The sequence below is a fragment of the Pseudomonas faucium genome (assembly GCF_021602585.1).
Taxonomy (GTDB): Bacteria; Pseudomonadota; Gammaproteobacteria; order Pseudomonadales; family Pseudomonadaceae; genus Aquipseudomonas; species Aquipseudomonas faucium.
Window position 1 is genome coordinate 240,377 of the sequence record NZ_BQIP01000001.1, and the last position, 25,769, is coordinate 266,145.

Genomic DNA, 25,769 nt, shown 5'->3' on the forward strand with positions numbered 1-25,769 from the left:
ACAGGCTCATGACTGGTGGCGATTTGCCTCTAGGGTTTTCCCCGGTCTGCCAGCGGCGCCTGGAGCCGGGCGGTTTCTTCCTGCAGGTAGCTGAGCAGGGCGCTGACCTCGGCGTCGCCCAGGCGCATGTTGGGCATGGCCAGGCGCTTGTACTGCTCATAGAGCAACGTTGCCAGCGGGTCTTTTTCGGCCAGCATCCGGTCTGGCTCCTTCAGCCAGCGCGCCAGCCAGCCGGGCTCACGTTGCGCCGTCACCCCCAGCAGGTCGGGGCCAAGGACGGGTTGCCCGGGCTCGCTGTTGCCCACCGTATGGCAGGACGAGCAGCGGGTGCGAAAAATCTGTTCGCCGCTGCTGGGTGGGCGGATTTGCGGGGCATCGGCGTAGTCGTTGGGGGTGGCGCTGGCCTGCTTCCAGTTGTGCAGGCTGTTGCCCAGCCGGTCGGCGAGGATGTACGGGCTTTCGAAGGGTGAGGCCTTCATCCAGCGGCCGGTGGCCTGGTTGCCGATGATCAGGCTCAGGTTGTGGTCTTTCGAGCGGCCGTTTTCCAGGCCGTCTATGTACAGGCCCAGGCGCCGGCGCAGCTGTTCGATGTCTTCGGGCTTGCCCGTGAGCAGGGTCCAGCCGGGGCCGATGGCGAACTTCTCGGCATAACGCTTGAGGGTGGCCGGTGTGTCGTTGTAAGGGTCGATGCTGATCGAGTAGAAGAAAATGTCCTTGCCCACGCGGTCGCCGAGAATCTTCTGCACCTGGCGCAGGCGCGCGGTTTCCACCGGGCAGGAATCGGCGCAACCGGTGAAGATGAAGTTGATGGCCACCACCTTGTCTTTTATCAGGTCGTCGTAGAAACGCACCTGCTGGCCGTCCTGGGTCACCAGCGGGGTGTTGGGGAAGTAGTTGCCGCCCCAGGGCGTGGCGGCTTGGGGCGGGATCTGCGGCTGGGCGGAAAGGGCCGGTTGCAGCGGCCAGTAGTGCGTGCTGGCCGCAAACAGGGAGAGTGCGAGCAGAACACGCCATGCGCCGGTCATGATGCAGTCCTCTTCAGGGTCTTCAGGGTCTTCAGGGTTTGTGGGGGCCTTATCGCTGGCAAGCCAGCTCCCACAGCTACTTGTGGGAGCCGGCTTGCCGGCGATGGGCCGCTAAGCGGCCCGCCGTCACTTCACGCTGATGGGTACGGTCACGCTCTGGCCCAGCGCCGACTTCACGGTCACTGTCGCAGCCGGTGCATTGCCGTTGGTCGTCGCCGACAGCCGCCAGCGTGCGCCGCTGGTGGCTGCAGTGAGGGTCGCCGTACCCAGCGCCAACGGCCCGCTGCTGGTGTTGGCCGTGACACTGATGCTGTTGCCGGTGGCCACCGAGGTGGTACCGGAAAGGTCCCAGGTGTAACGGCTGTTGCTACGCACCTGCACCGTGGCACTGCTGACCTGCACATCATCCTTCGCCACTGCCGGGCCAACCGCGATGTTCACCGTGGCCGGTACCCGCGACTCGGCGCCCTTGGCGTCGCGCGCCGAGTAGTTGAAGCTGGCGGTGAACGGCGTGGCGACCGTGGCCGGTGGGGTATAGGTCACCAGGGTGGCGTCGGAGCTGACCGAGCCTTGCCCGGAGTCCGGCTGGCTGAGGCCACTGACGGTCAAGGGCAGGTTGCGCTCGGGGTCGCTGTCGTTGGCCAGCACATTCAGCACGATCGGCTTGCCCGCCGTGGTCGCGGCCGTGTCGTTCACCGCCACCGGCGGCTGGTTGCTGGCATCGTCGCCACCGCTGTTGCTGCCGGCGCTACGGAAGGTCGGCAGGCCCACCGAGGCCATGTATTGCACGCCATCCCAACCGGGTAGCGGGGTCGGCATCACCTGGAACTGGCCAGGGTGCTCGATGTCCCAGCGCAGCAGCATCGAGGAGTCCTCATGCTGGGTGTTGTGGCAGTGCTCCATGTAGGTGCCGGCGAACTCGCGAAAGCGGATGGCCATTTCCACGTCCTGGGATGAGTCGGCGTCCGGGCCGATGCGGTAGACGTCCTTGCGTGCCCATTTTTCCCACTCCGGCGGCGCCTTGCCGTCGCGGCTGAGTATCACCCCTTCCTCGAAGTGCACGTGCACCGGATGGCTCCAGCCATTGCCGCCGTTCTTGATCTTCCACACTTCCAGGGTGCCGTCGCCGCTGAAGCCGCCATCGGTGGCTTCGCTCGAGAGCTTCGCCGCGGCTGTGATGCGCCGGGGGTCCATGCTGTAGCCAAAACCGCCGTCGGTCTTGATGGTCCAGGGCGCGCTGTCGGTGCCGTCGGAGCGGCCGAAGATGAACTCGCGGTGGCGGGCGGCCTTGAGCCTGTCCTTGTCGGCAGCAGCGTTGCGGTCGATGGTCAGCGGGATCATCTTCAGGCCCTCGGCCTTGCCCGGCTTGGCCGGCTCGTAGGCACTGGGGTCCATGGCCAGGTCCTGGCCGCTGTAGGGCTGTACCCACAACTGCATGAACTTGCCGACCACCGGGTCGCCCTTGTCCCATTCAGGCCCGTTGCTGGTCTGCTTGATCACCGCCTTGTACTTCTCGGAGAGCACATCGGCCAGCGAAATCACCTGCTTCGGGCCTTTGCCGGTGTCGTGTTCCATCAGGTTGACGAAGTACAGCTTGTCGCCCGGTTGGATGCCGTGCTTGGCGAAGTTGATGATGATGTCGTAGCGCTCGGCGATGCCTTGCAGGGGCAGGATGGCGTTGTTGTCCTGCAGGTTGCCGTCGCCGTTGAGGTCCATGCTGCCGTCGAACGGGATGGCGTGTTCCATGATGTTGCCGTCGTTGGCGATCAGGTGGAACGGCACCCGCGCATAGGACAGGTTGGCGCCAGGCGGCCCCTTGAATTCGCCACTGTTGCCGGCGATTTCACGCACCACGGCAAACTTGAAGTAGCGCGACACCGAGCCGTTGAGGATGCGAAAGCGGTAGCTGCGCGCGCGCACCTTGAGTTTGGGCTGGTACTGCCAGTTGACCAGGATCTGGTCGCCGAGAAAGCCATCGGTGTTGAACGGGTTGAACCACAGCTGGCCGTTCTGATCCCAGGCCTTGTCGGCCACCACCAGGTTGACGTCGTAGTCGCGGTTGCCCCAGGGCATGCCGGCGCCGCTGGGAAAGCGCAGGTTGACGCCGTCCTGCAGGGCTTCGTTGCCACGGTCCAGGGCACTGTAGTAGTTCATCATCGCCGCGTTGCCCTTGTAGACGTTCTGTGCGGTGAAATCCAGCATGTGGTCGTGGAACCAGTGGGTGCTCATGGTTTCGCGCCAGTCGCCACGAATCTTGATGCTGCCGTTTTCGCACGTCTTGATGCCGGGCGCGGCATCATTGACATACAGGGTTTCGCCGGGCGCGCAAGGGAAGGCCGCGCGGGGGTCCTGGGCGCGGCTGTTGATGGTGTCGTAGCCCGCCAGCTGCACCGGCCAGCGGTAGTCGTAATACTGGCCGGGGAAGAAGTAGGCGTTGGCAAACCCATCGCTCTCGGCCGGGGAATGGCCGTTGTGCTCGTGGGTGGAGAGGGTGTGCAGGCCGAAACCTGCGTTGGCCGCCGGGTCGATCGGCAGCGCGTTGTAGTGGCGCATGAGGACCGGCTGGCCATAGCGCACCATCAGCAGCTTGGGTGGGAAGGTGCCGTCGAAGGTCCACAGCGACTTGTGGTTCTGCTGCGGAAAGTTGGGGTGAAAGCGTGGGTCGATGCCCTTGGTGGTGCCGATTGTGGTGGGGATATCGGAGGTTTGGTAATACAGCCCGCCCGGCCCGAACTCGCCCACGGCATAGTTGTGCAGCTGCTTGCGATCACGCAGCCCCTGGTTGATGCGGGCACCGGCCTGAGCGGTCTTGAACGCCGCCTGGGGGTAGAACTCGTTCCAGCGTTGGTGCGACCAGCCTTTTCCGGGTGGCCGGCCTTCGGCCGGCGAGCCCACCGAGTTACGGTTGAGAAACAACTCGATCTGCGCCTTCCACGGGTTGCGGTCGAGCACGTTGGCGTATTGGCTCGGGAAAGGGTACAGGCCCGGTTGCTTGAGGAAGGCTTCCAAGGCGTTACCGTTCGGGCTGCTGCGGGCGATTACATCCGGGTCCTGGGCGGGCGCCGCGCCCAGGGTCGGCACCGGGAACGTCAAACTCGGTGGCGGCAGGGCGGGGTCGAGGCGTTCCGGGCCGAACTCTTCGAACAGCAGCAGTAGCTGGGTGAACGGCTGGGCGCCAAACAGCGGGCTGGGCTTGCCGTTGGTGGGATAGTTGCGGGAGGTTTGCAGCGCGGGTGGCAGCACGTTGTCGACACGGTTGCTGGCGCGGTCGCCGTAGGCGCCGTTCTGGAGTTCCAGCGAACCCTCGTTGGCCTCGGGCAGGGTGAAGAGCTTGAGCAGGGCCGGGTTGGGGGCGGTGGGTTGGTCGTCGTAGTGCGAAGGGTCCGTAGGCGCGGGCTCGCTCACGTCGTCCAGCGAAGAGGCCCGGGCGCAACCCAGGCCCAGGCTGATCACCAGTGCCGCGGCTGCAGTCGATTTGAAGGCGTGGTGCGTGCTGTGGAAGGTGGCATGTCTTTTCATTGCCGGATGCCTCATTCGCAACGTAATGGCTAAGCGCCATCAATGGCGTATTGCCCCTTTTCAAGGGCTTGAGCAACGGCTGTGCCAATTGCGATGTCGGTAATGCTTTGTCATAAAAAACCAGGCAAAACCTCAGGCGCACCAAACAATGGGGTGTCAACGATTGGGGATTGGCCCCCGCAAATGGGGTGGGCGAGGCCCAGTTTCGGTGGGCCCTTAGCCATTTTTGAAACAGGGGCAGAGGGAAATGATGCTTGGCGCGCTGGCCAACCTGCTGTATATCTGCTGGCCACCAAGGGGAGCCCGGCAGAGGGCTGAGAAACCGCTGACAAGCGCGGTGACCCTTCGAACCTGATCCGGATCATGCCGGCGAAGGGATGGGACTGCCGACCTGCCTTTTTGCCGGCCTCACTGCGAGGCCGCTTCATGCCCAACCCGAACGGTCTCGCTGTCACCCCCATGGAGGACAGCATCTTGACCGAACGCTTCAGCGAAACCCTGCGTCGCCAGAACCAGCCAACCTGGTCGGCCGCCGTTGGCCACCGCTTCGTCACCGAGCTTTGCGACGGCAGCGTGGCCGACCCGATCATGGTCCGCTACCTGGTCCAGGACCACCGCTTCATCGACAGCTTCGTGACCCTGCTCGGCGCCGCCATCGCCACGGCCGACACCTTCGACGCACGCCTGCGCCTGGGCCGCTTCGCCGGCATGATCTGCAGCGACGAGAACACCTACTTCCTGCGCGCCTTCGAGGCCCTGGACGTGAGCCCGGCGCAACGCACCGAGCCGCAAGACACTGTGCCCACCGCAGGCTTCAAGGCGATCATGCGCGAAGCGGCCGCCACCCGTTCCTACGCCGCCGCTCTGGCTGTGCTCAACGTCGCCGAAGGGCTGTACCTGGACTGGGCACTCAAGGCGCCCAAGCCGCTGCCGGCCAATTTCGTCCACGCCGAATGGATCACCCTGCACGACAACCCGGCGTTTGCCGATTTCGTCGCCTTCCTGCAAGCGGAACTGGACCGGGTGGGCCCACAGGAAGCTGAACTGAGCCGCGATTTCTACGCGCGCAGCGTGGCGCTGGAACTGGCCTTCTTCGACGCCATCTACGAGGAGCACGCTTGACCATGGATATCTTTGCACGCCTGAAAGCGGCCGCCGCGCCGCAATGGGCCAGCTACGTCGACCACGATTTCGTCCGCCAGATGGGCGAGGGCACCTTGCCGGAAGCGGCGTTCCGTACTTACCTGGTGCAGGATTACCTGTTCCTCATCCAGTTCGCCCGGGCCTGGGCGCTGGCCGCCTACAAAAGCCGCCTGCCCGCCGATATCCGCGCCGCCCAGGCCGGCCTTGCGGCCATCCTCGATGAAACCGAACTGCACCTGCGCCTGTGCGCCCGCTGGGGGCTGACCCAGGCCGATATCCAAGCGGCGCCGGAGCACCAGGCCACCGTCGCCTATACCCGCTACGTGCTGGACTGCGGCGCCGCGGGCGATCTGCTCGAACTGCACGTGGCGCTGGCGCCCTGCGTGATCGGCTACGCAGAAATCGGCCAGGCCCTGACCGAGCAGATCGGCGACCTGGGCAACCACCCCTACCGCGAATGGATTGGCGAGTATGCCGGCGAGGCATACCAGGGCGTGGCCGCTGCAGCCCGCAAGCACCTCGATGAGCTGGCAGCGCGGAGCATGACCGAGCAGCGCTTCGTCGACCTGGCCGCGATTTTCGGCCAGGCATCGCGCCTGGAAGCGGACTTCTGGCAGATGGGCCTGGACCACAGCTGATGTAATGCCTGGGCTGCACCTATGCTTTGAGCACTCGATGGACAAGCCAGGGAGAAACCTGATGGCCACAGTGCTCATTGCCGACGCCATGCCGATCGTGCGCAGCGCGTTGCGCAGCCTGTTGGCGGACATGGGGCATGGGGATGTGCAGGAAGCGGCCGACGTGCCCACGGCACTGACCCTGGCACGCCAGTGCAACCCGCACCTGGTGATCCTGGAACTCGCCTTGCCCGGGCCAGGCGGCCTGGATTTGCTGCGCCGCCTGCGCGCCCGCGATGCCAGCCACAAGGTGCTGGTCTACAGCCAGCAGAACCCGGCGCCATGGCCATGGCCACACTGCCACAGCCTCACGCGCCGGGCGCGAGCATGGCGGCCGCCGGGGCTGGCAACTACCGCGGGCAGAGTGCAGTGGCGATCGGCGTGTCGAAGATCTCCGACAGCGGCAAGTGGGTGACCAAGCTGCAGGGCAGCACCACCAGCCAAGGTGACACCGGCGTGGCGGTCGGCATCGGCTACCAGTGGTGAGGTGTCAGCGCGCAGGTGCGTCCTGGCGAATGAATGCATTGGCCAGGCGCATCAGCGCAATCAGCACGAACCCCACGATGATGCCTTCCAGGCGCACCAGCCCGGGCTCCGGGCTGGCATGCAGGTAAGCGTCGGGCACCATCACCACCAGGTACACCAGGGAAAACTGGGTGCCTGCATAGGCAAACGGGCGGTTGCTGTTTTCGATATGCCTGCCCAGCATCACGCCGATGCACATCATCAAGGTCATCGCCAACCAGTTGGTCCCGATCAGCCACAGCGCCAGGCCTGCGCAAGCAGCGCCTGCCGCGCAGCCGACCAGCCGGTGGATGTTGCGGGTGGCGACGACGCGGCTGCCGGGCAGCAGGGCCGCAGGTGGCACCATCATCACCGCCATGATGGTGATCGCGGCCTGGCTCAGGCCATCGACCCCAAGCCAGCGCCCCAGCAGCGGCAGCAGCGCCAAGGCCACTCCAGCCTGGGCGACATGGCGCAGGGTGTAGCGGTCGATGCCGCCGCTGACCTTGGCCGGCTCCGGGCTCACGCCAGCCAGCTTGCCGGACCATGCACGCCGGACGGTCTGCCCTGAAAGCAAGGCGACGAACCAGCAGGCCACCGTGCCGCAGGCGACTTCCTCGATACGCGTCCTGGCGAAGTGCTGCACCGCATCGGCGTTGCCACTGTTGAACGCCGAGAGGGTGACCATGGCGAACGTCAGCCCGGTGAACAGCCAGGCATAGCCATGCGCCTGACGGATCGCGCACAGCAGCGTGCCAGCGCCGACCAGGCCGATTACCAGCCCCAGCCAGTGGCCGGGCAGGCCGGCATGGGTGACCACCAGCACCGCCGCCATGGCGCCTGCGGCCGTGCCGATGATTCTCAAGCCACCGCGATAGACGCTGTCGTGCAGGCTCGAGCGCATCACCATGTAGCCGCTGAACGCCGCCCAGCCGACGTTCTCCACGTTCAGGTAGTGGGCCATGGCAATGGCCAGCAGTACCGAGATCAACGTCTCCATCTCGTCCAGCAGGCGCTGGGGGAGGCGTTCGGGGGTGACGAACTCGGCGCGAATGCCTTGCCAGAAGTGGACCAGGCTGCGCCAGGGTGAAGGCCGGTCGAGCATGCGTTTGATCCTGCCAATCCTCAAGCGTGCAGGGATGACCTTAGCAGGCGGTGTCGTACCGAGTCGCTGCATTCCAGCCCGGCTTTCGAGCGCTTAAGCCATTAACATGCGATAAGCCGTGATTATTCAATGTGAGAAATACATTGATCGGCGCTTCGGAAACGATCAAAATACACCTGTAATTACATAATACGTATCATGGTACGAAATCGTAGGAGCAAGGCATGGCCCGGGGCGGTATCAACAAGGCGGTAGTGCAGCAGGCGCGGCAAGTGCTGATCGCCCGCGGCGAACACCCAAGCATCGATGCGGTGCGTATCCAATTGGGTAATACAGGCTCGAAAACCACCATCCACCGCTATCTCAAGGAGCTGGAGGTGCTCAAGCCCGCTGCGCTGCAGGGCGTAGACGCGCTCAGCGAGCCGTTGACCAAGCTGGTGGCGCAACTGGCAGCGCAGTTGCAGGAGGAGGGCGACGCTCGCATCGAGCAGGCAGAGGCGGCGTTCGAGCAGCAGCGCGAACAGCTCGATGCGCAGCTGCAACTGGCGCAGCAGGCGTTGGCGGCGGCCAACCAGCAACAGCAGATCCAGGCCCAGGCCCTGGCTGCCGAATCGGAGCGCCTGGCCGCCACCCACAGCACGCTGCAGGCCGAGCAACTGCGCAGCGCCAGCCTCAACCAGGCGCTGGGCGAGTTGCAGGTGCGTCTGGCCGACAAGGATGAGCAAGTGCGCTCGCTGGAGGAAAAACACCGCCACGCCCGCGATGCCCTGGAGCACTACCGCAGCGCCAGCCGCGAACAGCGCGAGCAGGATCAACGCCGCCACGAAACCCAGGTGCAGCAGCTTCAGGTCGAATTGCGCCAGTTGCAGCAGGGCATGATCGTCAAGCAGGACGAACTCACGCGCCTGCACCGCGACAACGAGCGCCTGCTTGGCGAACACCGCCAGGCCAGCAGCGAGCGCGAGGTGCAGGAGCAGTTGCTGGAGCAGCGCGATGCGCAGATCCAGGGCTTGCGCACGATCCTGGCCCAGGCCCAGGGCGCCAGCGAAGAAATGCGCCGCCAGTTGCAGACCCAGGAGCAGAGCCTGGAGCACCAGCGTGGCCTGAGTTCAGAACAGGGGCGCCAGCTGCAATACCTGCAGGACGAGCTGCTCAAGCGCGATGAGTCGCTCAAGGCCTGCCGTGCCCAGTTGGCCGAAGGCAAAGCGGCCGGCAAGGGGCAGTGAACGCTGGGCGTTGCCGTTGAACGATGCGCCGCGGCAACGCTCACACCTTCAAAGGTTGCCGAAGGAGCAAGGCCATGAGCATCGAACGTAGCATCCCCGAGCTGGAGGCGTGGTATGCCCAGTACGATGACGCCAGTTACCGGCGTGAATCCCCGGATGCCTACCACCACGACCTGGTGCGCACCGCCGAAGCCTTGCGCGACGACGGCGCCATCGACTGGGACGACTGGCTGGCGCTCAAGGCCCTGGCCGACCAGGCCCATGGGCATGCGCTGGAGGAAGCCGTGCAAGCCCACGTGGACGACCCCGACGCATGAAAGCCCTGCGCATCGCCACCTTCAACATCAATGGCATCCGCAGCCGGCTACCGGCGTTGTTGGCATGGCTTGAAAAGGAAAAGCCCGACATCGCCTGCCTGCAGGAGCTCAAGGCGGCGGACGCGCAATTCCCCCGCGAGGCGATCGAAGCCGCAGGCTATGGTTGCCTGCACCATGGCCAACCCTCGTGGAACGGGGTCGCCATCCTGGCGCGCGACACCCAGCCGCTGGAAGTGCGCCGGGGCTTGCCGGGCCTCGAGGAAGACAGCCAGAGCCGCTACCTGGAAGCCGCCGCCCATGGCGTACTGGTCGGCTGCCTCTATTTGCCCAACGGCAACCCGCAACCCGGCCCCAAGTTCGACTACAAGCTGCGCTGGTTCGAATGCCTGATCGCCCATGCTCGCGCGCTCTACGGCAACGGGCACCCGACGCTGCTGGCCGGTGACTTCAATGTGGTGCCTACCGATTTCGACATCTACAACCCGCGCTCCTGGCTCAAGGACGCGCTGCTGCAACCCGAGTCGCGCCAGGCGTTCCAGGCATTGCTCGAGCAGGGCTGGGTCGACGCCATCCGCCACCTGCACCCGGACGAGCGTGTCTATACGTTCTGGGATTACTTTCGCAACCACTGGGCGCGCAACGCCGGGCTGCGCATCGACCACCTGCTGCTCAATCCGCAACTGGCGCCGTACCTCAAGGCTGCCGGGGTGGACGCCTGGGTGCGCAATGAAGCCAAGGCCAGCGACCATGCACCGGTGTGGATCGAGCTGGGCACGCGCAAGCAGCGCTGAAGCTGGTGCTCAGCCCAGCACCAGGCGCATTGCGCAGCGGCCCTTAAGGCCATGCGCGCGCTCGTCGGCCAGGCGCGCGCGCAAGGTGGCGCCAAGCTGGTCGTGGGCAATCACTTCAAAGCCGTAACGGCTATAGAAAGGCGCATTCCAGGGCACATCGGCGAAGGTGGTCAGGGTCAGTTCCCGCAGCCCTCGGTGCCGGGCAGCCGCCACCGCCTCATCCAGCAGACGCCGGCCGATGCCTTGGCCCTGGGCCTGCAGGCGCACGGACAGTTCTTCGACATGCAGCGCCTGGCCCTGCTGGCTGGCGCAGAGAAAGCCCAGCGCCTGGCCCAGGGCAGCTTGCGCCACCCAGCTGCAGCCGCTGTCGATGAACCTCTGGTGGGCATCCTCGCCCAGCACCTCGGCGTCGGCCAGCCAGGCCAGTTCCGGGCGTTGGGCGAAGGCGTGCGCGGCAGAGCGCTCGATGGCCATCAGTTGGGCAATTTCGTCGTGGCGGGCAGGGCGTACATGCATTGCGGCTTCCTTAATCCGGGGTCATTTCCAGCGGCTGCAACTGCCAGCGCACCGAACTCACGCCTTTCTCCAGGCTCACCCGGCTCACCAGGCGCTCCAGCAGCGCCGGCGCCTGCGGGTTGCCCAGCAACTCGGCGCGCACTTCCAGGCGCGCCGGGTTGGGCAGGTCTTCGCTGAGCAGCGACTGCAGGCGCAAGTCCGGGTCGCCCAGGCTGTGCAGCATCAGGCTGCGCACCTGGATCTCGTCTTCGGCGCGGCAGACGATGCGCACCTCGAAGCGCTGTTCCACCTCGCTGGCAGGCAAGACCTCCTGGCGATCCAGGCGCTGGGCGATATCGCGCAACAGGATATTCGCGCACAGCACCACCAGGCTACCCAAGCTCGCCTCCAGCAGCAGGCCCAGGCTGCACAGCACGCCGACCGCGGCGGTGCACCAGAGGGTGGCGGCGGTGTTCAGGCCGCGCACGTTGAAGCCGTCGCGCATGATCACGCCGCCGCCGAGAAAGCCGATACCCGATACCACATAGGCGGCCACCCGTGAGGCATCGGTGGGGGCCATGCCCGGCACGGCCTGGGTCATCAGCACGAACAGGCAGGCGCCGGTGCTGACCAGCGCGTTGGTGCGCAGGCCCGTGAGGCGCTGGCGCAGTTGGCGTTCGGCGCCGATCAGGGCACCAAGCAGCAGGGCGATGCTGACACGCAGCAAAAAGACTTTCCAATCCATAGCAAACCTCTTGCGCGGGCAAATGCCCGCTCGAACGCCACAGCAAGGGCGCGGTTCAAAAAACCAGAAATGCGCAGGACCACGAAGGGAAGAGGGGGAATGCAGCTGCAAGGGGCTGGGGGTGAATTCCACCGTCTGGCCGAAGGCGAGACAGTGGCAGAACGCTGCCGGACTAGCTCGCCGAGTGGGCCTGTCGCAAGCGACTGGGGCTACTGTCCAAAGCAGGGCTCCTGTTCAGGGATGCAAAATTGCGACGCGGACCATACGCCCCGCGGCCGCAGGGGTCAAGGGTAAAAAGATGACAATGGCTTCATCGGCAAGCGCCCTGCAACCGGTCACGCCTGCATGGAAAAAAGCCCCGGCAATCGGTACCCTTGCGCCACTCTTCGCCATCACCCCGGACCGTTACATGCTGTTCAATTTCCTCGTGCTGATCGGCACCCTGGTGGCCATGGAAGGTGTCGGCACGCTGGCACACAAGTACATCATGCATGGCTGGGGCTGGTGGCTGCACCGCTCGCACCACGAGCCGCAGCTGGGCATGCTCGAGACCAACGACCTGTACCTGGTGGCCCTGGGCCTGATCGCCGCCGCGCTGGTGGCGCTGGGCAAGGCCGGGCATGCGCCGCTGCAGTGGGTTGGCGCTGGCGTTGCGGGTTATGGCCTGTTGTACGTGCTGGCACACGACGGTTTCTTCCACCGCCACTGGCCGCGCCAGCCACGGCCGCTGAACCGCTACCTCAAGCGCCTGCACAGCGCCCACCAGCTGCACCATGCGGTGAAGGGGCGCACCGGCAGTGTGTCGTTCGGCTTTTTCTACGCGCCGCCGCTCAAGGTGCTCAAGCGCCAGTTGCAGGCCCGGCGCGATCGCGGCTGAGCCTCAGTTCGCGGTTTCACCCTGCGCCTGCACACCCGCGTGGCCACGGCTCACCCACCAGCCGAACGCGCCGGCGGTGAAGAACATGATCAGGCTGTACAGCGCCGCCGGCACCGCCATGGTGGCGTTGTTCAGCAGTGACGGGCTCAAGGCCAGGGCGATCGCCAAGGTGCCGTTGTGGATGCCGATTTCCATGCCGATGGCAATTGCCTGGCGCTTGGGGATGCTCAGCAAGCGCGGCACCCAGTAGCCCACGGCCAGGCTCACCAGGTTGAACAGCAGCGCCGCCAGGCCCACCACGGGCGCGTACTCGACCACAGTCTGCCAGTCCTTGGCCAGTGCCAGGATGATGGTGAACGCCAGAAACAGCGCCGCCACCAGCTTCATCGGTTTCTCCATGCGCGCGGCGAAGGCCGGCGTCAGGTGGCGGATCAGCATGCCCAGCGCCACCGGCAGCAGCACGATGGCGAACACCTGCATGACCTTGGCGAACTGCAGCGGGATGGCCTGATCCGAGGCCATGAACCAGCTGAGCGAGAGGTTAACCAGCAGCGGCATGGTGAGGATCGCGATCAGCGAATTCACCGCCGTCAGGGTGATGTTCAGCGCCACATCGCCATGGGCCAGGTGGCTGAACAGGTTGGCGGTGGTGCCGCCGGGCGAGGCGGCCAGCAGCATCAGGCCGACCGCCAGGGCCGCTTCCAGGCCAAAGCCGTTGGCGATCAGGAAGCACAGCAACGGCAGCAGCAGGATCTGGCACACCAGCCCGACCACCACCGGCTTGGGGTACTTCACCACCCGGGCGAAGTCGGCCAAGGTCAGCGACAGGCCCAGCCCCAGCATGATGATGCCCAGGGCCAGCGGCAGGAAGGCGGTGAGCAGCGGCGAGGCGGTCATGGGCAGGCTCTCGGATAAAGGATGCGCAGAGTCTAGGTGGGCCTTTTGTGTTAACTAATTGCAAAGCGCCAGTACTTAGTAACTTTTTATTACTGAATGCTGGCGCGTCATGCTAGTCCGCGTCAGGCAGCAGCAACACCCCTATGCGTTCGGCGAGGTCAAGCAAATCGGCGAAGGCCGCAGGGTCATTCAACACGTCTCGGCTAGGCGCAAGCGATTGCAGGTCAGCGTCTGCCAATCGGTCGCCGAACAACACGATGGCCAGCGCCTCGTCATCCTGCCGAGATACCCAGCGCAACCCATGCGCTTGCGGGGCGAATGCATGGATCGCTTCGGCCCATTGGCGTGTGTAGGGGTAGCGTTCGGCCTCGGTATCGATCAGCTGTGAACGAGGCACGCCCAGTAACCGCAGGGCCTTGCTGGACAAGTCGACCAGCTGCAGATCACGGCCCGGCACAACCTGCGAATGCAGGTTGCCGGCGTATCGACGCTGTTGCACGGCCTTGAAGCCGGGTGCGTAGGGTATGTCATGGAAGAGGGTTTCCATGGCCGCACAGTGAAATGTCGTGCCTGCATACAGCGTAGGGATGACCTGGCCAGTGGCGTCCCTGATCGGGCTGAAACGGGCATTTCCCATGCCGCTGAGGTTGTATTGCGCAGGGCCGTAGCGGTTGCTGTGTATGCGATGGAGCAGGGTGCCGGCCGGGAGGGTGGTGAACGAAAGGTTCAGCGCCTGGCCGGCTATCGGTAGCCTGGGTGGTTTAGCCATGGGTGATACCGGCAACCTCTTCCCTGGCTGCTGCCAGGACCTGTTCTGGCGCGCTGCGCAGCATGTCTTGCGGGCGCTTGGCGCCAAGCCAGCCGTTCACCGACATGAACCAGTACGCCATTTCCCAGCCATCTTTCATGGGGGCCAGCACCGCAATCAATTCCTTGAGCACCGGCAATGGCCGGTAGCTGGCCGTTTCATCGAGCCCATACAGCGGGAAGTAGTCGACGCCTTCATGGCGGATGGCGAACAGGCGCTTGTCACGCTTCCACTTGCTCGGTTGCGCGCTGGGGTTGGCTGCACTGAAGTTGGCCAGGCTGGCGATTTCGCCGGCGGTCACCCAATCGCCGCTATGCAGCACGGCGGTCTTGGCTTTGGCCAGCATCTGAGCCTGCTTGAGCTGGGTCGAAGTGACCGGTTTGGCCGGAACCAAGGCTTGCACGATCAGCCTGACGGCCTCCTCGGGCGCTCCTGCCACGCGCTCGGAAAAGTATTGCCCGAGCATTTCCAGGGCGCTGACGTAGACATCCAGTTGCTTGGCGCTGTCGGCATTCACTTCGATGACGATGCCGGTCTTGGCGTGAGCCCTGCCTTTGGCTTTCTCCAGGCGCGCCAATAACTCGCGCACATTCCCGACAGCGGGGTGGCCGATGCTGAAGACGTCTGCTGCTTGGGTCATGGTTCCTCCTTGTGGCAATCATGGTTACCACATTTCGATGCTAACCATGCTATCCGCAAGCCTGGCGTGCCGCAAGCCTGCGGCATTGGCCGCGTTGCGGTAGTGGTGCTTGCGCAGTAGCATTCGCGCTTTTAGCGAAAGGATTAGCCTGTCATGCCGTTCCAGCAAGGTCTGCTTGCCACCCCCGTGCCGCCCCACGCCCGCCACCTGTTCTTCACCTTGCAGGCGCCAGAAGCGCTGCCTGCGGCGCTGGATGCACTGCTGCCGCACGTGGATGGCCAGCGCCTGATCGTCGGCATCGGTGCACCGTTGGTGAAGGCGCTGGGCCGCGAGGTGCCGGGCCTGCGCGCATTCCCGCAGCTGGATGCCGCGGTGGAGAACCCGAGCACCCAGCACGCTCTGTGGCTGTGGTTGCGTGGCGAGGAGCGCGGCGACCTGCTGCTGCAGGCCCAGGCCCTGGAACAAGCGCTGGCCCCGGCCCTGCGCCTGGCCGACAGCGTTGACGGCTTCCTGCACCGCGGCGGCCACGACCTGACCGGCTACGAGGACGGCACCGAAAACCCGGTCGACGCCGATGCCGTCGAGGCCGCCATCCTCACTGACGCGCAGCCGGGCCTGGCGGGCTCCAGCTTCGCCGCCTTCCAGCTGTGGAAGCACGACCTTGAGTACTTCAAGTCGCTGCCCCAGGCCGACCAGGACAACATCATCGGCCGGCGCCTGAGCGACAACGAAGAGCTCGATGACGCCCCCGAATCGGCCCACGTCAAACGCACCGCCCAGGAAAGCTTCGAGCCCGAGGCGTTCATGGTGCGCCGCTCGGTGGCCTGGGCCGACAGCCGTGGTGCGGGCCTGGCGTTCGTCGCCCTGGGCCACAGCCTGGAAGCCTTCGAGGTGCAGCTGCGGCGCATGAGCGGCCTGGAAGACGGCATCATCGATGGCCTGTACCGCTTCAGCCGCCCGCTGACCGGCGGCTACTACTGGTGCCCGCCCATGGCCGAGGCCGGCCTGGACCTGAGCCTGCTGCTGCAGGGCTGAGCCAAAAACATCCCGATACAGAAACACCGGCCCGGGTAGGCCGGAGCGGCTAGCCTTGGAAGTTTCCGACTCATGACGGGAGCTTTGCCATGTACGGTCGTCGCGATGTCCTACGAGCCGGTGCGGCCTTGGGCGTGCTGGCCGCCAGCCCCTGGTTGCACGCCGCCACATCCCCCGAGTTGCTCAGCCGCAAGGTCCCGTCCAGCGGCGAGGCCTTGCCGGTGATCGGCGCCGGCACCTCCGGCAGTTTCGAGGTAGCGCCGGGCTCGCCCGAATACCAGCAGCTCAAGGTGGTGCTCAAGGCGTTTTTCGATGGCGGCGGCAAAGTCATCGACACCTCGCCGAACTATGGCGGCGCCGACGCCGTGCTTGGCCAGTTGCTGGAGGAGGGCGGATGGCACCGGCAATGCTTCATCGCCACCAAAATCGCCGCCGACAGCCGTGCCGACGCCGAGCGCCAGTGGGCCGGCAGCCTCGAGAGCCTGCGCACCGACAAGGTCGACCTGCTGCAGATCCACAACCTGCGCGACTGGCAGACGCAACTGCCCTACGCCCGCGAACTCAAGCAGCAGGGCAAGACCCGCTACGTGGGCATCACCCATTACCTGAACAGTGCCCACGACGAAGTCGCCAGCATCGTGCGCCGCGAGCCGCTGGATTTCATCCAGATCAACTACTCGGTCAACGCCCCGCACGCGGCGCGCGAATTGCTGCCGCTGTGCCAGGAAAAGGGCGTCGCGGTGCTGATCAACCGGGCGTTCGACGATGGCCGGCTGTTCGCCAAGGTCAAGGACCAGGCGTTGCCGGCCTGGGCCGCAGAGGCCGGTATCGGCAGCTGGGCACAGCTGTTTCTCAAGTTCGCCATCAGCCACCCGGCGGTGACCACGGTGATTCCCGCCACCGGCCGCCCCGAACGCCAGCTCGACCAGCTCAAGGCCGGGCACCCACCCTTGCTCACCCAGGCGCAGCAACAGGCGCTGATCCAGCAATTTGCCTGAGCCATGGCCAGTTGGCGCGAGCGGCTGGACCAGGGGCTGAACATCCAGCCCGGCGAAGGCCCGGCCGTGGTCGCGGGCCTGGCGCTGTTCTACCTGCTGTTCACCGGCTACTTCATGCTGCGCCCGGTGCGCGAAACCATGGGCGTGGCCGGGGGCGTGGACAACCTGCAGTGGCTGTTCACCGGCACCTTCATTGCCACCCTGGCATGCCTGCCGCTGTTCGGCTGGCTGGCCTCGAAGGTGCAGCGCCGGCATATCCTGCCCTGGACCTACGGGTTTTTCGTCAGCAACCTGCTGCTGTTCGCCGCGCTGTTTGCCCGCAGCCCGGATGACGTGTGGCAGGCGCGGGCCTTCTATATCTGGCTGTCGGTGTTCAACCTGCTGACCATTTCGCTGGCCTGGAGCGTGCTCACCGACCTGTTCAGCAACGCGCAGGGCAAACGCCTGTTCGGCCTGCTGGCGGCAGGGGCGAGCCTCGGCGGCCTGAGCGGCCCGATACTCGGGGCCTTGCTGGTCGCGCCGCTGGGCCATGCCGGGCTGGTGATGCTCGCCGGGGTGTTGCTGTTGGGCAGCATGGCGGCCGCCGGCTATTTGCAGCGCTGGCGCGACCGCCAGCCACTGCCGGCCCACAACGCACAGCCTGCTTCGCGGCCACTGGGTGGCAACCCTTTTGCCGGGGCAACGGCGGTGTTTCGCTCCAAGTACCTGCTGGGCATCGCCTTGTTCGTGGTGCTGCTGGCCAGCGTCAGCACCTTCCTGTACTTCGAGCAGGCGCGCATCGTCAGCCAGACCTTCCCCGACCGCACCCGCCAGACCCAGGTGTTCGGCCTGATCGACAGCGTGGTACAGGCCCTGGCGATCCTCACCCAGGTGTTCATCACCGGGCGCCTGGCCCGGCGCATGGGCGTCGGCGTGCTGCTGGTGGCGGTGCCGCTGGCGATGGCGGCAGGCTTTTTGTGGTTGGCGCTGGCGCCGGTGTTCGCAGCCTTCGTAGTGGTCATGGTGGCCAGGCGAGCGGGCGAATACGCGCTGGTGCGGCCCGGCCGGGAAATGCTCTTCACCGTGCTGCCGCCCGAGCACAAGTACAAGGCCAAGAACTTCATCGATACCGTGGTGTACCGCGGCGGCGACGCCTTGAGTGGCTGGCTCAAGCGCGGCCTGGACGTGCTCGCCGAGCACCCGCAGTTGGCGATGCTGATCGGTGCGCTGCTCGCCGTGGCCTGGGGCGTGACCGGCGGCTGGCTGGGCAGGCGCCAGCGGCAGCTGGACAAGGGCGGCTGACAACCCGGCGCACCAAATACACCCAGGCCGTTTATTTAACGCCACCGGTCCGAACGCTTGGCAATAAAACGAATCCCTCGCTATCGCCGAACTCCGAACCTATGTACGGCATCTTGCCGTGCACTTTCGAAGTCACATGAGGTTTCAGACCATGGCTAACAAAGAGAACAGCCGTACCGGCAGCCAGGGCGGCCAGGGTGGCACCAAGAACCCAGGCAACTTCGCCAATGACCGGCAGAAAGCATCCGACGCCGGCCGCAAAGGCGGACAATCCTCCGGCGGCGGCATGGCTCAGGACCGCGAGTCGGGCCGCAAGGATGCCGACATGCACAAGGACCGCGAGTCAGGCCACAAGGGCGGCCGCTCGTAATTGAGGCCAGCGCAGTGCCGGGGCGACCCGGCGCTGCAATGCCTGGCGCGGTGCAAGGCTTGCAATCGGGCAGGGTTCATCGACAATGGCAGCGCCCTCGCTAGCCATTCGGACCGCCCGCTCCATGATGCTGATCAAGCAATTCCCCCATATTTCCCTGGCCGACACCCTGTTCGTCTTCGCCCTCGACGCCGAAGCCGGCAGCGTGTTCGCCGACGTCAACACGGTGTTCACCGGCATCGGCAAGGTCAATGCCGCCATCGCGCTGACCAAGGCCATCCAGCAGCAGCGCCCCAAGCTGATCGTCAACCTCGGCTCCGCCGGCAGCCAGCGCTACGGCAAGGGCGAGGTGGTGTGCTGCACGCGTTTCGTGCAGCGCGACATGGACGTGACGCCCCTGGGCTTTGCCCGCTACCAAACCCCACTGTCGGACACCCCGGTGCTGCTGGAGCATGGCCAGGCGATCCCCGGCCTGCCACTGGGCACCTGCGGCAGCGGCGACAGCTTCGAGGTCAACCACGGCGAGGCGCCCTACGACATCGTCGACATGGAAGCCTACGTGCTGGCCCTGATCGCGCGCAGCGAAGCCATCCCGTTCGTGTGCCTCAAATACATCTCCGATGACGCCGGCAGCGACGCCGCCGACGATTGGTCGGTGCAGGTCCACCTGGCAGCAGAAGCCTTCCAGCGTGTGCTGTTCACCGACACCCGTGGATTGAAGTAAACCTTCCCGCCGCCACGCAGTCACTTCCAGTAAGTGCCCGCACTTTTCGGGCCGAGGAGGTGGCTGATGAGCTTTGTCTGCCTGCTGCGTGGCTGCCACTGGCGTGTCCTGGCCAGCCCCTACACCCACCTGCATTGCCAGCTCTGCGAGCGTTGTGGCGCGATGCGCTACAGCCAACCCCTGCAACCCTAGGAGGCTCGCCATGGCCAGGGCAATCTGGAAAGGCGCGATCAGTTTCGGCCTGGTGCATATCCCGGTCTCGCTCAACACGGCCGTGCGCACCGAGCGGGTCGATTTCGACTGGCTCGACAAGCGCAGCATGGAGCCGGTGGGCTACAAGCGCATCAACAAGGTCACCGGCAAGGACATCGACAAGGACAACGTGGTCAAGGGCGTCGAGTTCGAGAAGGGCCGCTACGTGGTCATCAGCGAAGACGAGATCCGCAAGGCGCGGCCCGAGGCCACGCAGACCATCGACATCTTCTCTTTCGTCGCCGCCAGCGAAATCCCGCTGCAGCATTTCGACACCCCGTACTACCTCAGCCCCGACCGGCGTGGCGGCAAGGTCTATGCGCTGCTGCGCGAAACCCTGGAAAGCACCGGCAAGGTGGCCCTGGCCACGGTGGTGCTGCACACCCGCCAGCACCTGGCGCTGCTGCGCCCGCTGGACGAGGCGCTGGTGATGATCACCCTGCGTTGGCCCGAGGAAGTGCGCGGCGTGGAGTCGCTGGAGCTGGACAAGAGCGTGACCGACACCAAGGTCGACAAGCGCGAACTGGACATGGCCAAGCGCCTGGTCGAGGACATGAGCGGGCCGTGGGCGCCGGACGAGTACCACGACGCGTTCCGCCAGACCATCATGGACCTGGTCGAAGAGAAGGCCAGCAAGGGCAAGATCAGCGTGGTCGACAAAGGCGAGGGCGCGAGCGAGAAGAGCGCCGACATCATCGACCTCACCGAGCTGCTCAAGCGCAGCCTCGGCGGCAAGGGCACGAAGAAGGCGCCGGCAGAGAAAAAGCCGGCCAAGCGCCCGCGTAAAGCTTCGTGAATTACTGCAACGTAGCTTCCAGGCTCGCCAGGTAATCGCCGAACCCCTCCCGCGCGCGGCTATCGCGCCGGCTGCTGGTGGCCACGCTGTGGCGCGCCGTCCACACGATCTGCGCGCCACTGGCCTCCAGGTCATGCACCAGTTGCACATCCTCGTGCGCGGCCAGCGGCCGAAACCCTCCCACACGCTCGTAGGCCCGTGCGCACACGCCTAGGTTGGCCCCATGGATATGCCGGTGCCCCTCGCACATCTGGTAGCCGCTGAGGTAACGCTTGCGCAGCGCCGCCCGTTGCCAGGGCTGCCAGCGGGCGACATGCACCGTGCCGCAGACCACCTCGGCGGTGCAGGCCAGCTGTGACAGCAACCAGTGCGGCGGCACCTGGCTGTCGGCATCGGTACAGGCCAGCCAGCTGGCCCCGCGCTCGAGCATCAGCGCCGCGCCTAGCCGGCGCGCCATGCCGACGCAGCCGGCTTCCACCGCCAGCGTGTGCACCCCGTGCTGGCGCGCGACGGCGGCGCTGCCATCGCTGCAGCGGTCCAGCACTACCAGCACCTCGACCCGCTGGCCGGCCTGTTCGGCCACAGCCACGGCCGCTGCCATCGCCTTCAGGCAACGGCCCAGGCGCCGGGCTTCGTTGTGCGCCGGTATGACCACGGCAATCATGGGCAAGTCTCTTGCAAATCGACCACGCTGGGCTGGCACGACCAGTACTCCAGCAGAAAGTCCGCTTCTTCATGGCGCAACAGCGGATACAGCGGCAGGTGCCTGGCCAGCAGGCGATGCACCGCCCGGCCATCCTGCGGGCAGCCCTCGATGGGGTGGCGCCAGTGGCAGGCGAGGATGGCGCCGTCGGGGGTGAGGCTTGCTACCGATTGCTCGATCACCTGCAGCCAGTCGGTCGGGTTCAGGTAATAGCCGACTTCGCTGAGCACGATCAGGTCGAACTGCCCACCCGGCCAGTCGCCCGGCAGGCGCCCCTGGCTGACCGAGGCCTGGGGCAGCTCGGCCAGCCGCTGGCGGGCTAGGCGCACCGCGGTGGGGTCCAGGTCCTGGCACAGCAGCTCGGCGCAACGCTCGGCGAGCACGGCGCTCTGCTCACCGTTGGCGCAGGCCGGCTCGAACACCCGTTGGTACTGCTGGCGCGGCAGGCACGCCAGCAGCAGGTCACGCTTGCGCCGCTCGTACCAGCGCGTGCGAAAGGCCCAGGGGTCCTCGTTGTGGGCATAAAGGTCGGCAAAATAGTGCGCATCGAGGCTCATGACCTTTGTTCTCCTAGAGAAAGACCAGTTCGAACGGCTGCAGCAGGCATTCCAGCAGGTGGGCCGGCAGCACCGCAGGGCGCCCTTGGTCCGGTTCGAGCTGGCTGTGGTGCGCGGCCAGGGCCTGGCGCTTGCGCGCCAGGCGCGCTTCGTCGAGGGCGATGCGGTGCGCGCGAGGCCAGGGCAGGCGCGGGTCGTCGGGCTGCGCCCAGTGCCAGGCCCAGACCGGCACCTCGACCAGCTGCACCTTGCGCGCCTGGGCGGCCTGCGCTGCAGCGCGGCCAAGGGCTTCATGGTCGCAATGGCCATCGCCACGCCAGGTGGTCATCAGCAGGTCATCGGGGCGCAGCAGCTGGTTCAGGTGGTTGACCAGGAAGGCTTCGTCGCGCGGCAAGGCGCCGTCTTTGAGGTGCAGGCGCCGCCAGTCCAGCTGGTTGAGGTCAAGGTCCAGCTGCTGCAGGGCATGGCGGCTTTCCAGCGGCCGCTGGCGGCGCAGGCGGTGTTCGGTCCAGGTGGGCGAATCGGGGTGGCTGCCTTCGCCGTCGGTGGCGGAAATCAGCAGCAAGTCCTGCTCGCGGCCCTGCAACCCGGCCAAGAGGCCGCCGGCCATGAGGATCTCGTCGTCCGGGTGCGGCGCCAGCAGCACCAGGCGCCGGCCCGGCGGGCACAGCTGATCGGGGCTGACCCAACTGGCCCGGGCCAGGTGCGCCGATTGTTGCCAGTCGGCCCAGGGCGTGCCGCTGCTCGCTTGAATCAGGTTCTCGCTCATAACTGCCAGGCTCCTGCCGGCACCTGGGCCAGCTGTTGTCCAAGGGCGGCCAGGTCACGTTCGGCGTGGCTCTGGCGCAGGTACACCGGTAAGTCGGCGCTCAACCGGGCGAAGTGGCTGCTGCGGCAGAACGGCGTGGCGCCCAGGGCGCGGCCCACATGGCGGATCACCTGCTCGACTGCCTGTTCGACCTGGGCACGCACGCGGCGCACCGCGAAACTGGCATCGGCGCTGGGGTTGCGGTCGATCCACGCCGCGCACTCGCGCAGCGCTGCGCGGGCGCCGCACAGCGCCGCATCGACTGTGCCCAGGTGGGCCTGGGCATGCGGGTCGGGGCGCGGCTTGCGGCATTGCTCGCGCAGGTAATCGGCCAGGGCTTCGGCGGCGCCATACCAGCAGGCGGCAATGCCCGCGCCGCCATGCCAGAAGCCTGGGCGCGACAGGTATTGCCCGGGCTGGCCGACGGCGATGCCGGGGGCGTCGTCGAACGCGATCTCGACGCTGGTGGTGGTGGCCATGCCCACCGCCTGCCAGTGGTCCACCTGCAGGTGCTGGCGGGCATGGGCCAGCTCGATGGCGACCAGTTGCGGCTGGTCGTCATCGGCCCAGGCGGTGATCAGCGCCCGGTCGATCTGCAGGGCGCCGGAACACCAGGCCTTGCGCCCGGCCAGGCGCACCTGGTTGCCGTCGCGGGCGACGATGCGGGCGCGGGCATCGGGCGGCTCGGCGGCCCACACGCCCCACACGCCATCGCCCACCCGGTGCGCGGCGCCGCATTCGGCGAGGATCGCCAGGGCATCGGTGTGGCCTTCGTACAGTTTCGCCAGGGCCAGGTCGCAGCCGGCGATCCGCGCCAGGGTCTGCCAGCGCTGCAGGGTATGGCCCTGGCCCGGCAGCGGCAGCACGTCCAGGTGTTCGGCCAGCAGCGCCTGCATCAGCGCGGCCAACTGGGTGTCGAGGTTCAGGGCCTGGGGGCGCTCGCTGAAGGTGCGCAACAGGCTGTCGAGGGTGTTCAAGTCGAAATCCTGAATGATGCTCATGCCATCCCCATCTGCTTGCGCATGCGCGCGGTGATCGATTGGCGGGTCTTGCCCAGGGCCGCCCAGGGGTCCTCCAGGTCGGCCAGGCGCTCGGCCAGGTTGCCGATGTGCCATTGGTTGGCGCCCTTGAGCTGGGCCAGCTCCTCGCGCCAGATCGGCACCGACACCGGCAGCCCCTCGCGGGCCCGCAACGAATAGGCGCACGCGGTGGTGGCGCCCTGGCCGTTGCGCAGGTAGTCGATGAAGATCCGCCCGACCCGGTTTTTCGGGCCGGAAACGGCGCTGAGGCGGTCGGGGAACAGCTTGGCCAGGTAGTCGACGATGGCGTGGCTGAAGTCCTTGACCGCGTCCCAGCTGTCGCGCCGGGTCAGCGGCACCACCAGGTGCATGCCCTTGCCGCCGCTGGTCTTGAGAAACACCTTCAGGCCCAGCTCGTCGAGCAGGGTCAGGGTCAGTTGGGTAGCTTCGAGCATGGCCTTCCAGGGCAGCGCCGGGTCCGGGTCGAGGTCGAGGACGAAACGGTCGGGCTTGTCGAAGTCCTTGTCGGTGGCGTTCCAGGTGTGCAGTTCGAGCATGTTCATCTGCACGGCGCCGAGCAGGGTGTCGGCGCGGTTGATGACCATCGCCGCCTGGCCGGCTTCGGCCTTGTCGTAGGTGAGCACGTTGGGGATATGCAGCTGGCCGGCGTTCTTCTGGAAGAACAGTTCGCCGGCCAGGCCCTCGGGCGCACGCACCAGGGCCACCGGGCGGTGCTTGAGGTACGGCAGGATCCACGGCGCTACCTGGGCGTAGTACTCGGCCACATCTCGCTTGGTGCTGCCAGAGGTGGCGTCGATCACCCGGTCGGGGTGGGTCAGGCGCAGCGTGGGCAGGGGCTCCTCGTGCGCTTGGTTTTTTTTGGCAACCTTGTTGCTGGGCATCGGGCGCTCCAGGTCGATGGCAGTGGCGGGCTTGTCGTCGCGCAGGCCATGGAACACCGCATGGCGCACCGAGCCATCGCGGGTCATCTGGGCATAGGCGACTTCGGCCAGCAGTTTCGGTTTCAGCCAGTGCACGCCCCGCGCCTCGGCGCCGGTCGGCGGGTTGGCCAGGGCCGGCTTGGCCGCCTGCAGGGGCTTGAGGCGGGCGTGGATGCTGTCCAGGGTCGCGGCGCTGAAACCGCTGCCGACCTTGCCGGCGTAGTGCAATGTGCCGCTGTCCGGGTCATGCAGTGCCAGCAATAGCGCGCCGAAGCCGCTGCGGCTGCCCTTGGGGTCGGTGTAGCCGACGATCACGAACTCCTGGCGCTGCTTGCACTTGAGCTTGATCCAGTCGGCGCTGCGCTTGCCCAGGTACGGGCTGCCCAGGCGCTTGCCGATCAAGCCTTCGAGCTGCAGGCGGCAGGCGCTGTCGAGCAGCGATTCGACCGGCTGGTCGAAGTCGGCGGAAAACTGCAGTTCATCGGCCGTGCTGGCTTCGAGCAGCTGGCGCAGGGTGTCGCGGCGGTCTTCCAGGGGCAGTGGGCGCAGGTCCTGGCCGCTCAGGTAGAGCAGGTCGAACAGGTAGTAGACGATCTGCTCGTCGTTGTCGGTGTCGAAGGCGTTCTGCAGGGCCTGGAAGTCGGAAACGCCGTGCTCGCCGTTGACCACCATTTCGCCATCCAGCCACGCCGAATCCAGGCCCAGCGTTCGCAAGGCGGCGACCTGGCGGGGCATCTTGGCGCTCCAGTCGTGGCCGTTGCGGGTGAACAGGCGTACATCGTCGCCGTCGATACGGGCCAGTATCCGGTAACCGTCGAACTTGACCTCGTAGCGCCAGTCGCCACTGGGCGGTGAGTCGACCAGGGTGGCGAGCTGCGGCTGCAACGTGTCGGGCTGGGCGGCCCGTTTGCGCCTGGCGGGTGCCTTGGCGCTCTTGGCGGGGCGTTGCGACACCAGGGTGCGGTCACTGAGCACGCTGTCGGGTTGGGCCTCGACCACGCTGTACTCCTGCTCGCTGCGGGCCTCGCCATCGTTGGACTTGACCAGCATCCACTGCTCTTTCTTGCCGCCCAGGTGGGTGCGGAACAGGTTCCACACGCCATTGAGCTTCTCGCCCTGCAGGCGAAAGCGCAGCTTGCCCCTGGCGTAGGCGTCCCGGGCATTGCCCTCTGGCTCCCAGATACCGCGGTCCCAGACGATCACATCGCCGGCGCCGTAATGGCCTTCGGGGATGTTGCCCTCGAAGCTTGCGTAGTCCAGCGGATGGTCCTCCACGTGCACGGCCAGGCGCCGCACCTTGGGGTCCAGCGACGGGCCCTTGGGGATGGCCCAGCTTTTCAGCGTGCCATCGAGTTCCAGGCGAAAGTCATAGTGCAGGTGGCTGGCGTCGTGCTTCTGGATGCAGAACTGCAAGGCATGGGCCTTGCCCCGCCCGCGCTTGCCACTGGGCTCGGGGGTGGCGTTGAAATCGCGCTTGCGCTGGTACTCCTGCAGGGGCTTGGCCATGGCGGGCTCC

27 protein-coding genes, 1 pseudogene and 1 riboswitch are annotated in these 25,769 nt (G+C 66.2%); of the genes and pseudogenes, 15 read left to right on the forward strand and 13 right to left on the reverse strand.

What is annotated here, in order from left to right; translation table 11 throughout:
* Window positions 1-29: 29 nt before the first annotated feature.
* Together L6D75_RS01130 and L6D75_RS01135 are read right to left on the reverse strand one after the other, a co-directional pair.
* The gene (locus L6D75_RS01130; protein ID WP_176511116.1) at window positions 30-1,025 is read right to left on the reverse strand and encodes an SCO family protein; all 996 of its coding nucleotides are present in this window, start codon (window positions 1,023-1,025) and stop codon (window positions 30-32) included.
* 126 nt (window positions 1,026-1,151) lie between these two features.
* Window positions 1,152-4,544, reverse strand: coding sequence for an Ig-like domain-containing protein (locus L6D75_RS01135; protein WP_176511117.1), 3,393 nt, complete (start codon window positions 4,542-4,544; stop codon window positions 1,152-1,154).
* Window positions 4,545-4,829: 285 nt separating this feature from the next.
* Window positions 4,830-4,939, forward strand: a riboswitch (TPP riboswitch).
* Window positions 4,940-5,018: 79 nt separating this feature from the next.
* Here L6D75_RS01135 and L6D75_RS01140 point away from each other — a divergent pair.
* The 4 genes and pseudogenes from L6D75_RS01140 to L6D75_RS01155 all read left to right on the forward strand — a co-directional run bounded on the left by L6D75_RS01140 (window position 5,019) and on the right by L6D75_RS01155 (window position 6,850).
* Window positions 5,019-5,666: a TenA family protein gene (locus L6D75_RS01140; RefSeq protein ID WP_176511118.1), complete on the forward strand. Its 648-nt coding sequence runs from the start codon at window positions 5,019-5,021 to the stop codon at window positions 5,664-5,666.
* 2 nt (window positions 5,667-5,668) lie between these two features.
* Window positions 5,669-6,325: a thiaminase II gene (gene tenA, locus L6D75_RS01145; protein ID WP_176511119.1), complete on the forward strand. Its 657-nt coding sequence runs from the start codon at window positions 5,669-5,671 to the stop codon at window positions 6,323-6,325.
* Between the two features lie 61 nt (window positions 6,326-6,386).
* Window positions 6,387-6,626: pseudogene (locus L6D75_RS27285) on the forward strand (response regulator); the annotation flags it as partial.
* Between the two features lie 65 nt (window positions 6,627-6,691).
* Entirely contained in the window at window positions 6,692-6,850 is a 159-nt protein-coding gene (locus L6D75_RS01155; RefSeq protein ID WP_276574722.1) for a YadA C-terminal domain-containing protein, read from the forward strand.
* A gap of 4 nt (window positions 6,851-6,854) precedes the next feature.
* On the opposite strand, the gene L6D75_RS01160 is transcribed toward L6D75_RS01155, so the two are convergent.
* A complete protein-coding gene (locus tag L6D75_RS01160) occupies window positions 6,855-7,973 on the reverse strand; it encodes an FUSC family protein (protein WP_176511121.1) in 1,119 nt (372 codons plus the stop codon).
* 224 nt (window positions 7,974-8,197) lie between these two features.
* Here L6D75_RS01160 and L6D75_RS01165 point away from each other — a divergent pair, with 224 nt between their 5' ends.
* The 3 genes from L6D75_RS01165 to xth all read left to right on the forward strand — a co-directional run bounded on the left by L6D75_RS01165 (window position 8,198) and on the right by xth (window position 10,307).
* Entirely contained in the window at window positions 8,198-9,199 is a 1,002-nt protein-coding gene (locus L6D75_RS01165; protein WP_176511122.1) for a DNA-binding protein, read from the forward strand.
* Window positions 9,200-9,273: 74 nt separating this feature from the next.
* Entirely contained in the window at window positions 9,274-9,516 is a 243-nt protein-coding gene (locus L6D75_RS01170; RefSeq protein WP_176511123.1) for a hypothetical protein, read from the forward strand.
* Window positions 9,513-10,307: an exodeoxyribonuclease III gene (xth, locus tag L6D75_RS01175; protein WP_176511124.1), complete on the forward strand. Its 795-nt coding sequence runs from the start codon at window positions 9,513-9,515 to the stop codon at window positions 10,305-10,307. The genes L6D75_RS01170 and xth overlap by 4 nt, the downstream gene beginning before the upstream one ends.
* A gap of 9 nt (window positions 10,308-10,316) precedes the next feature.
* Here the strand turns inward: xth and L6D75_RS01180 are convergent, their stop codons facing one another.
* Both L6D75_RS01180 and L6D75_RS01185 read right to left on the reverse strand, forming a co-directional pair.
* Entirely contained in the window at window positions 10,317-10,823 is a 507-nt protein-coding gene (locus tag L6D75_RS01180) for a GNAT family N-acetyltransferase (protein WP_176511125.1), read from the reverse strand.
* A gap of 10 nt (window positions 10,824-10,833) precedes the next feature.
* Entirely contained in the window at window positions 10,834-11,547 is a 714-nt protein-coding gene (locus tag L6D75_RS01185) for an MgtC/SapB family protein (protein ID WP_176511126.1), read from the reverse strand.
* Window positions 11,548-11,956: 409 nt separating this feature from the next.
* On the opposite strand from L6D75_RS01185, the gene L6D75_RS01190 reads away from it, so the two are divergent.
* Entirely contained in the window at window positions 11,957-12,424 is a 468-nt protein-coding gene (locus L6D75_RS01190) for a sterol desaturase family protein (RefSeq protein WP_176511285.1), read from the forward strand.
* Between the two features lie 3 nt (window positions 12,425-12,427).
* Here L6D75_RS01190 and L6D75_RS01195 read toward each other — a convergent pair whose 3' ends face one another.
* From L6D75_RS01195 to L6D75_RS01205, 3 genes are all read right to left on the reverse strand, one after another.
* Window positions 12,428-13,321 (reverse strand): bile acid:sodium symporter family protein, encoded by an 894-nt coding sequence (locus L6D75_RS01195; RefSeq protein WP_176511127.1) that lies wholly within the window; start codon window positions 13,319-13,321, stop codon window positions 12,428-12,430.
* Window positions 13,322-13,433: 112 nt separating this feature from the next.
* On the reverse strand, window positions 13,434-14,090 hold the full coding sequence (locus tag L6D75_RS01200) for an RES family NAD+ phosphorylase (protein WP_176511128.1): 657 nt from the start codon (window positions 14,088-14,090) through the stop codon (window positions 13,434-13,436).
* Entirely contained in the window at window positions 14,083-14,769 is a 687-nt protein-coding gene (locus tag L6D75_RS01205) for a hypothetical protein (RefSeq protein ID WP_176511129.1), read from the reverse strand. Before L6D75_RS01205 ends, L6D75_RS01200 begins: the two co-directional genes overlap by 8 nt.
* A gap of 153 nt (window positions 14,770-14,922) precedes the next feature.
* On the opposite strand from L6D75_RS01205, the gene L6D75_RS01210 reads away from it, so the two are divergent.
* The 7 genes from L6D75_RS01210 (at window position 14,923) to ku (ending at window position 20,225) form a co-directional block, all read left to right on the forward strand.
* Entirely contained in the window at window positions 14,923-15,804 is an 882-nt protein-coding gene (locus L6D75_RS01210; RefSeq protein ID WP_176511130.1) for a Dyp-type peroxidase, read from the forward strand.
* Between the two features lie 89 nt (window positions 15,805-15,893).
* Entirely contained in the window at window positions 15,894-16,802 is a 909-nt protein-coding gene (locus tag L6D75_RS01215; protein WP_176511131.1) for an aldo/keto reductase, read from the forward strand.
* A gap of 3 nt (window positions 16,803-16,805) precedes the next feature.
* The gene (locus tag L6D75_RS01220) at window positions 16,806-18,083 is read left to right on the forward strand and encodes an NTP/NDP exchange transporter (protein ID WP_176511132.1); all 1,278 of its coding nucleotides are present in this window, start codon (window positions 16,806-16,808) and stop codon (window positions 18,081-18,083) included.
* Between the two features lie 151 nt (window positions 18,084-18,234).
* Window positions 18,235-18,453, forward strand: a complete 219-nt coding sequence (locus L6D75_RS01225; protein WP_176511133.1) for a con-10 family general stress protein — start codon at window positions 18,235-18,237, stop codon at window positions 18,451-18,453.
* A 124-nt stretch (window positions 18,454-18,577) separates the two neighbouring features.
* Entirely contained in the window at window positions 18,578-19,177 is a 600-nt protein-coding gene (locus tag L6D75_RS01230; RefSeq protein ID WP_176511134.1) for a phosphorylase family protein, read from the forward strand.
* Window positions 19,178-19,243: 66 nt separating this feature from the next.
* Complete coding sequence (locus L6D75_RS27290; protein WP_275094612.1) at window positions 19,244-19,369, forward strand: PSPA7_2676 family Cys-rich small protein; 126 nt, start codon at window positions 19,244-19,246, stop codon at window positions 19,367-19,369.
* 10 nt (window positions 19,370-19,379) lie between these two features.
* Window positions 19,380-20,225, forward strand: coding sequence for a non-homologous end joining protein Ku (gene ku, locus L6D75_RS01235; RefSeq protein ID WP_176511135.1), 846 nt, complete (start codon window positions 19,380-19,382; stop codon window positions 20,223-20,225).
* Window position 20,226: 1 nt separating this feature from the next.
* Here ku and L6D75_RS01240 read toward each other — a convergent pair whose 3' ends face one another.
* The 5 genes from L6D75_RS01240 to ligD are packed head-to-tail and all read right to left on the reverse strand — an operon-like array spanning window position 20,227 to window position 25,759.
* A complete protein-coding gene (locus L6D75_RS01240) occupies window positions 20,227-20,889 on the reverse strand; it encodes a glycosyltransferase family 2 protein (protein WP_176511136.1) in 663 nt (220 codons plus the stop codon).
* Entirely contained in the window at window positions 20,886-21,485 is a 600-nt protein-coding gene (locus tag L6D75_RS01245) for a class I SAM-dependent methyltransferase (RefSeq protein WP_176511137.1), read from the reverse strand. Before L6D75_RS01245 ends, L6D75_RS01240 begins: the two co-directional genes overlap by 4 nt.
* Before the next feature lie 13 nt (window positions 21,486-21,498).
* Window positions 21,499-22,254, reverse strand: coding sequence for a PIG-L deacetylase family protein (locus L6D75_RS01250; RefSeq protein WP_176511138.1), 756 nt, complete (start codon window positions 22,252-22,254; stop codon window positions 21,499-21,501).
* Complete coding sequence (locus tag L6D75_RS01255) at window positions 22,251-23,294, reverse strand: acyl-CoA dehydrogenase family protein (RefSeq protein ID WP_176511139.1); 1,044 nt, start codon at window positions 23,292-23,294, stop codon at window positions 22,251-22,253. The genes L6D75_RS01250 and L6D75_RS01255 overlap by 4 nt, the downstream gene beginning before the upstream one ends.
* Window positions 23,291-25,759 carry a DNA ligase D gene (ligD, locus tag L6D75_RS01260; protein WP_176511140.1) on the reverse strand — a complete coding sequence of 823 codons (2,469 nt, stop codon included), beginning with the start codon at window positions 25,757-25,759 and terminating at the stop codon, window positions 23,291-23,293. Before ligD ends, L6D75_RS01255 begins: the two co-directional genes overlap by 4 nt.
* Between the last annotated feature and the right edge of the window lie 10 nt (window positions 25,760-25,769).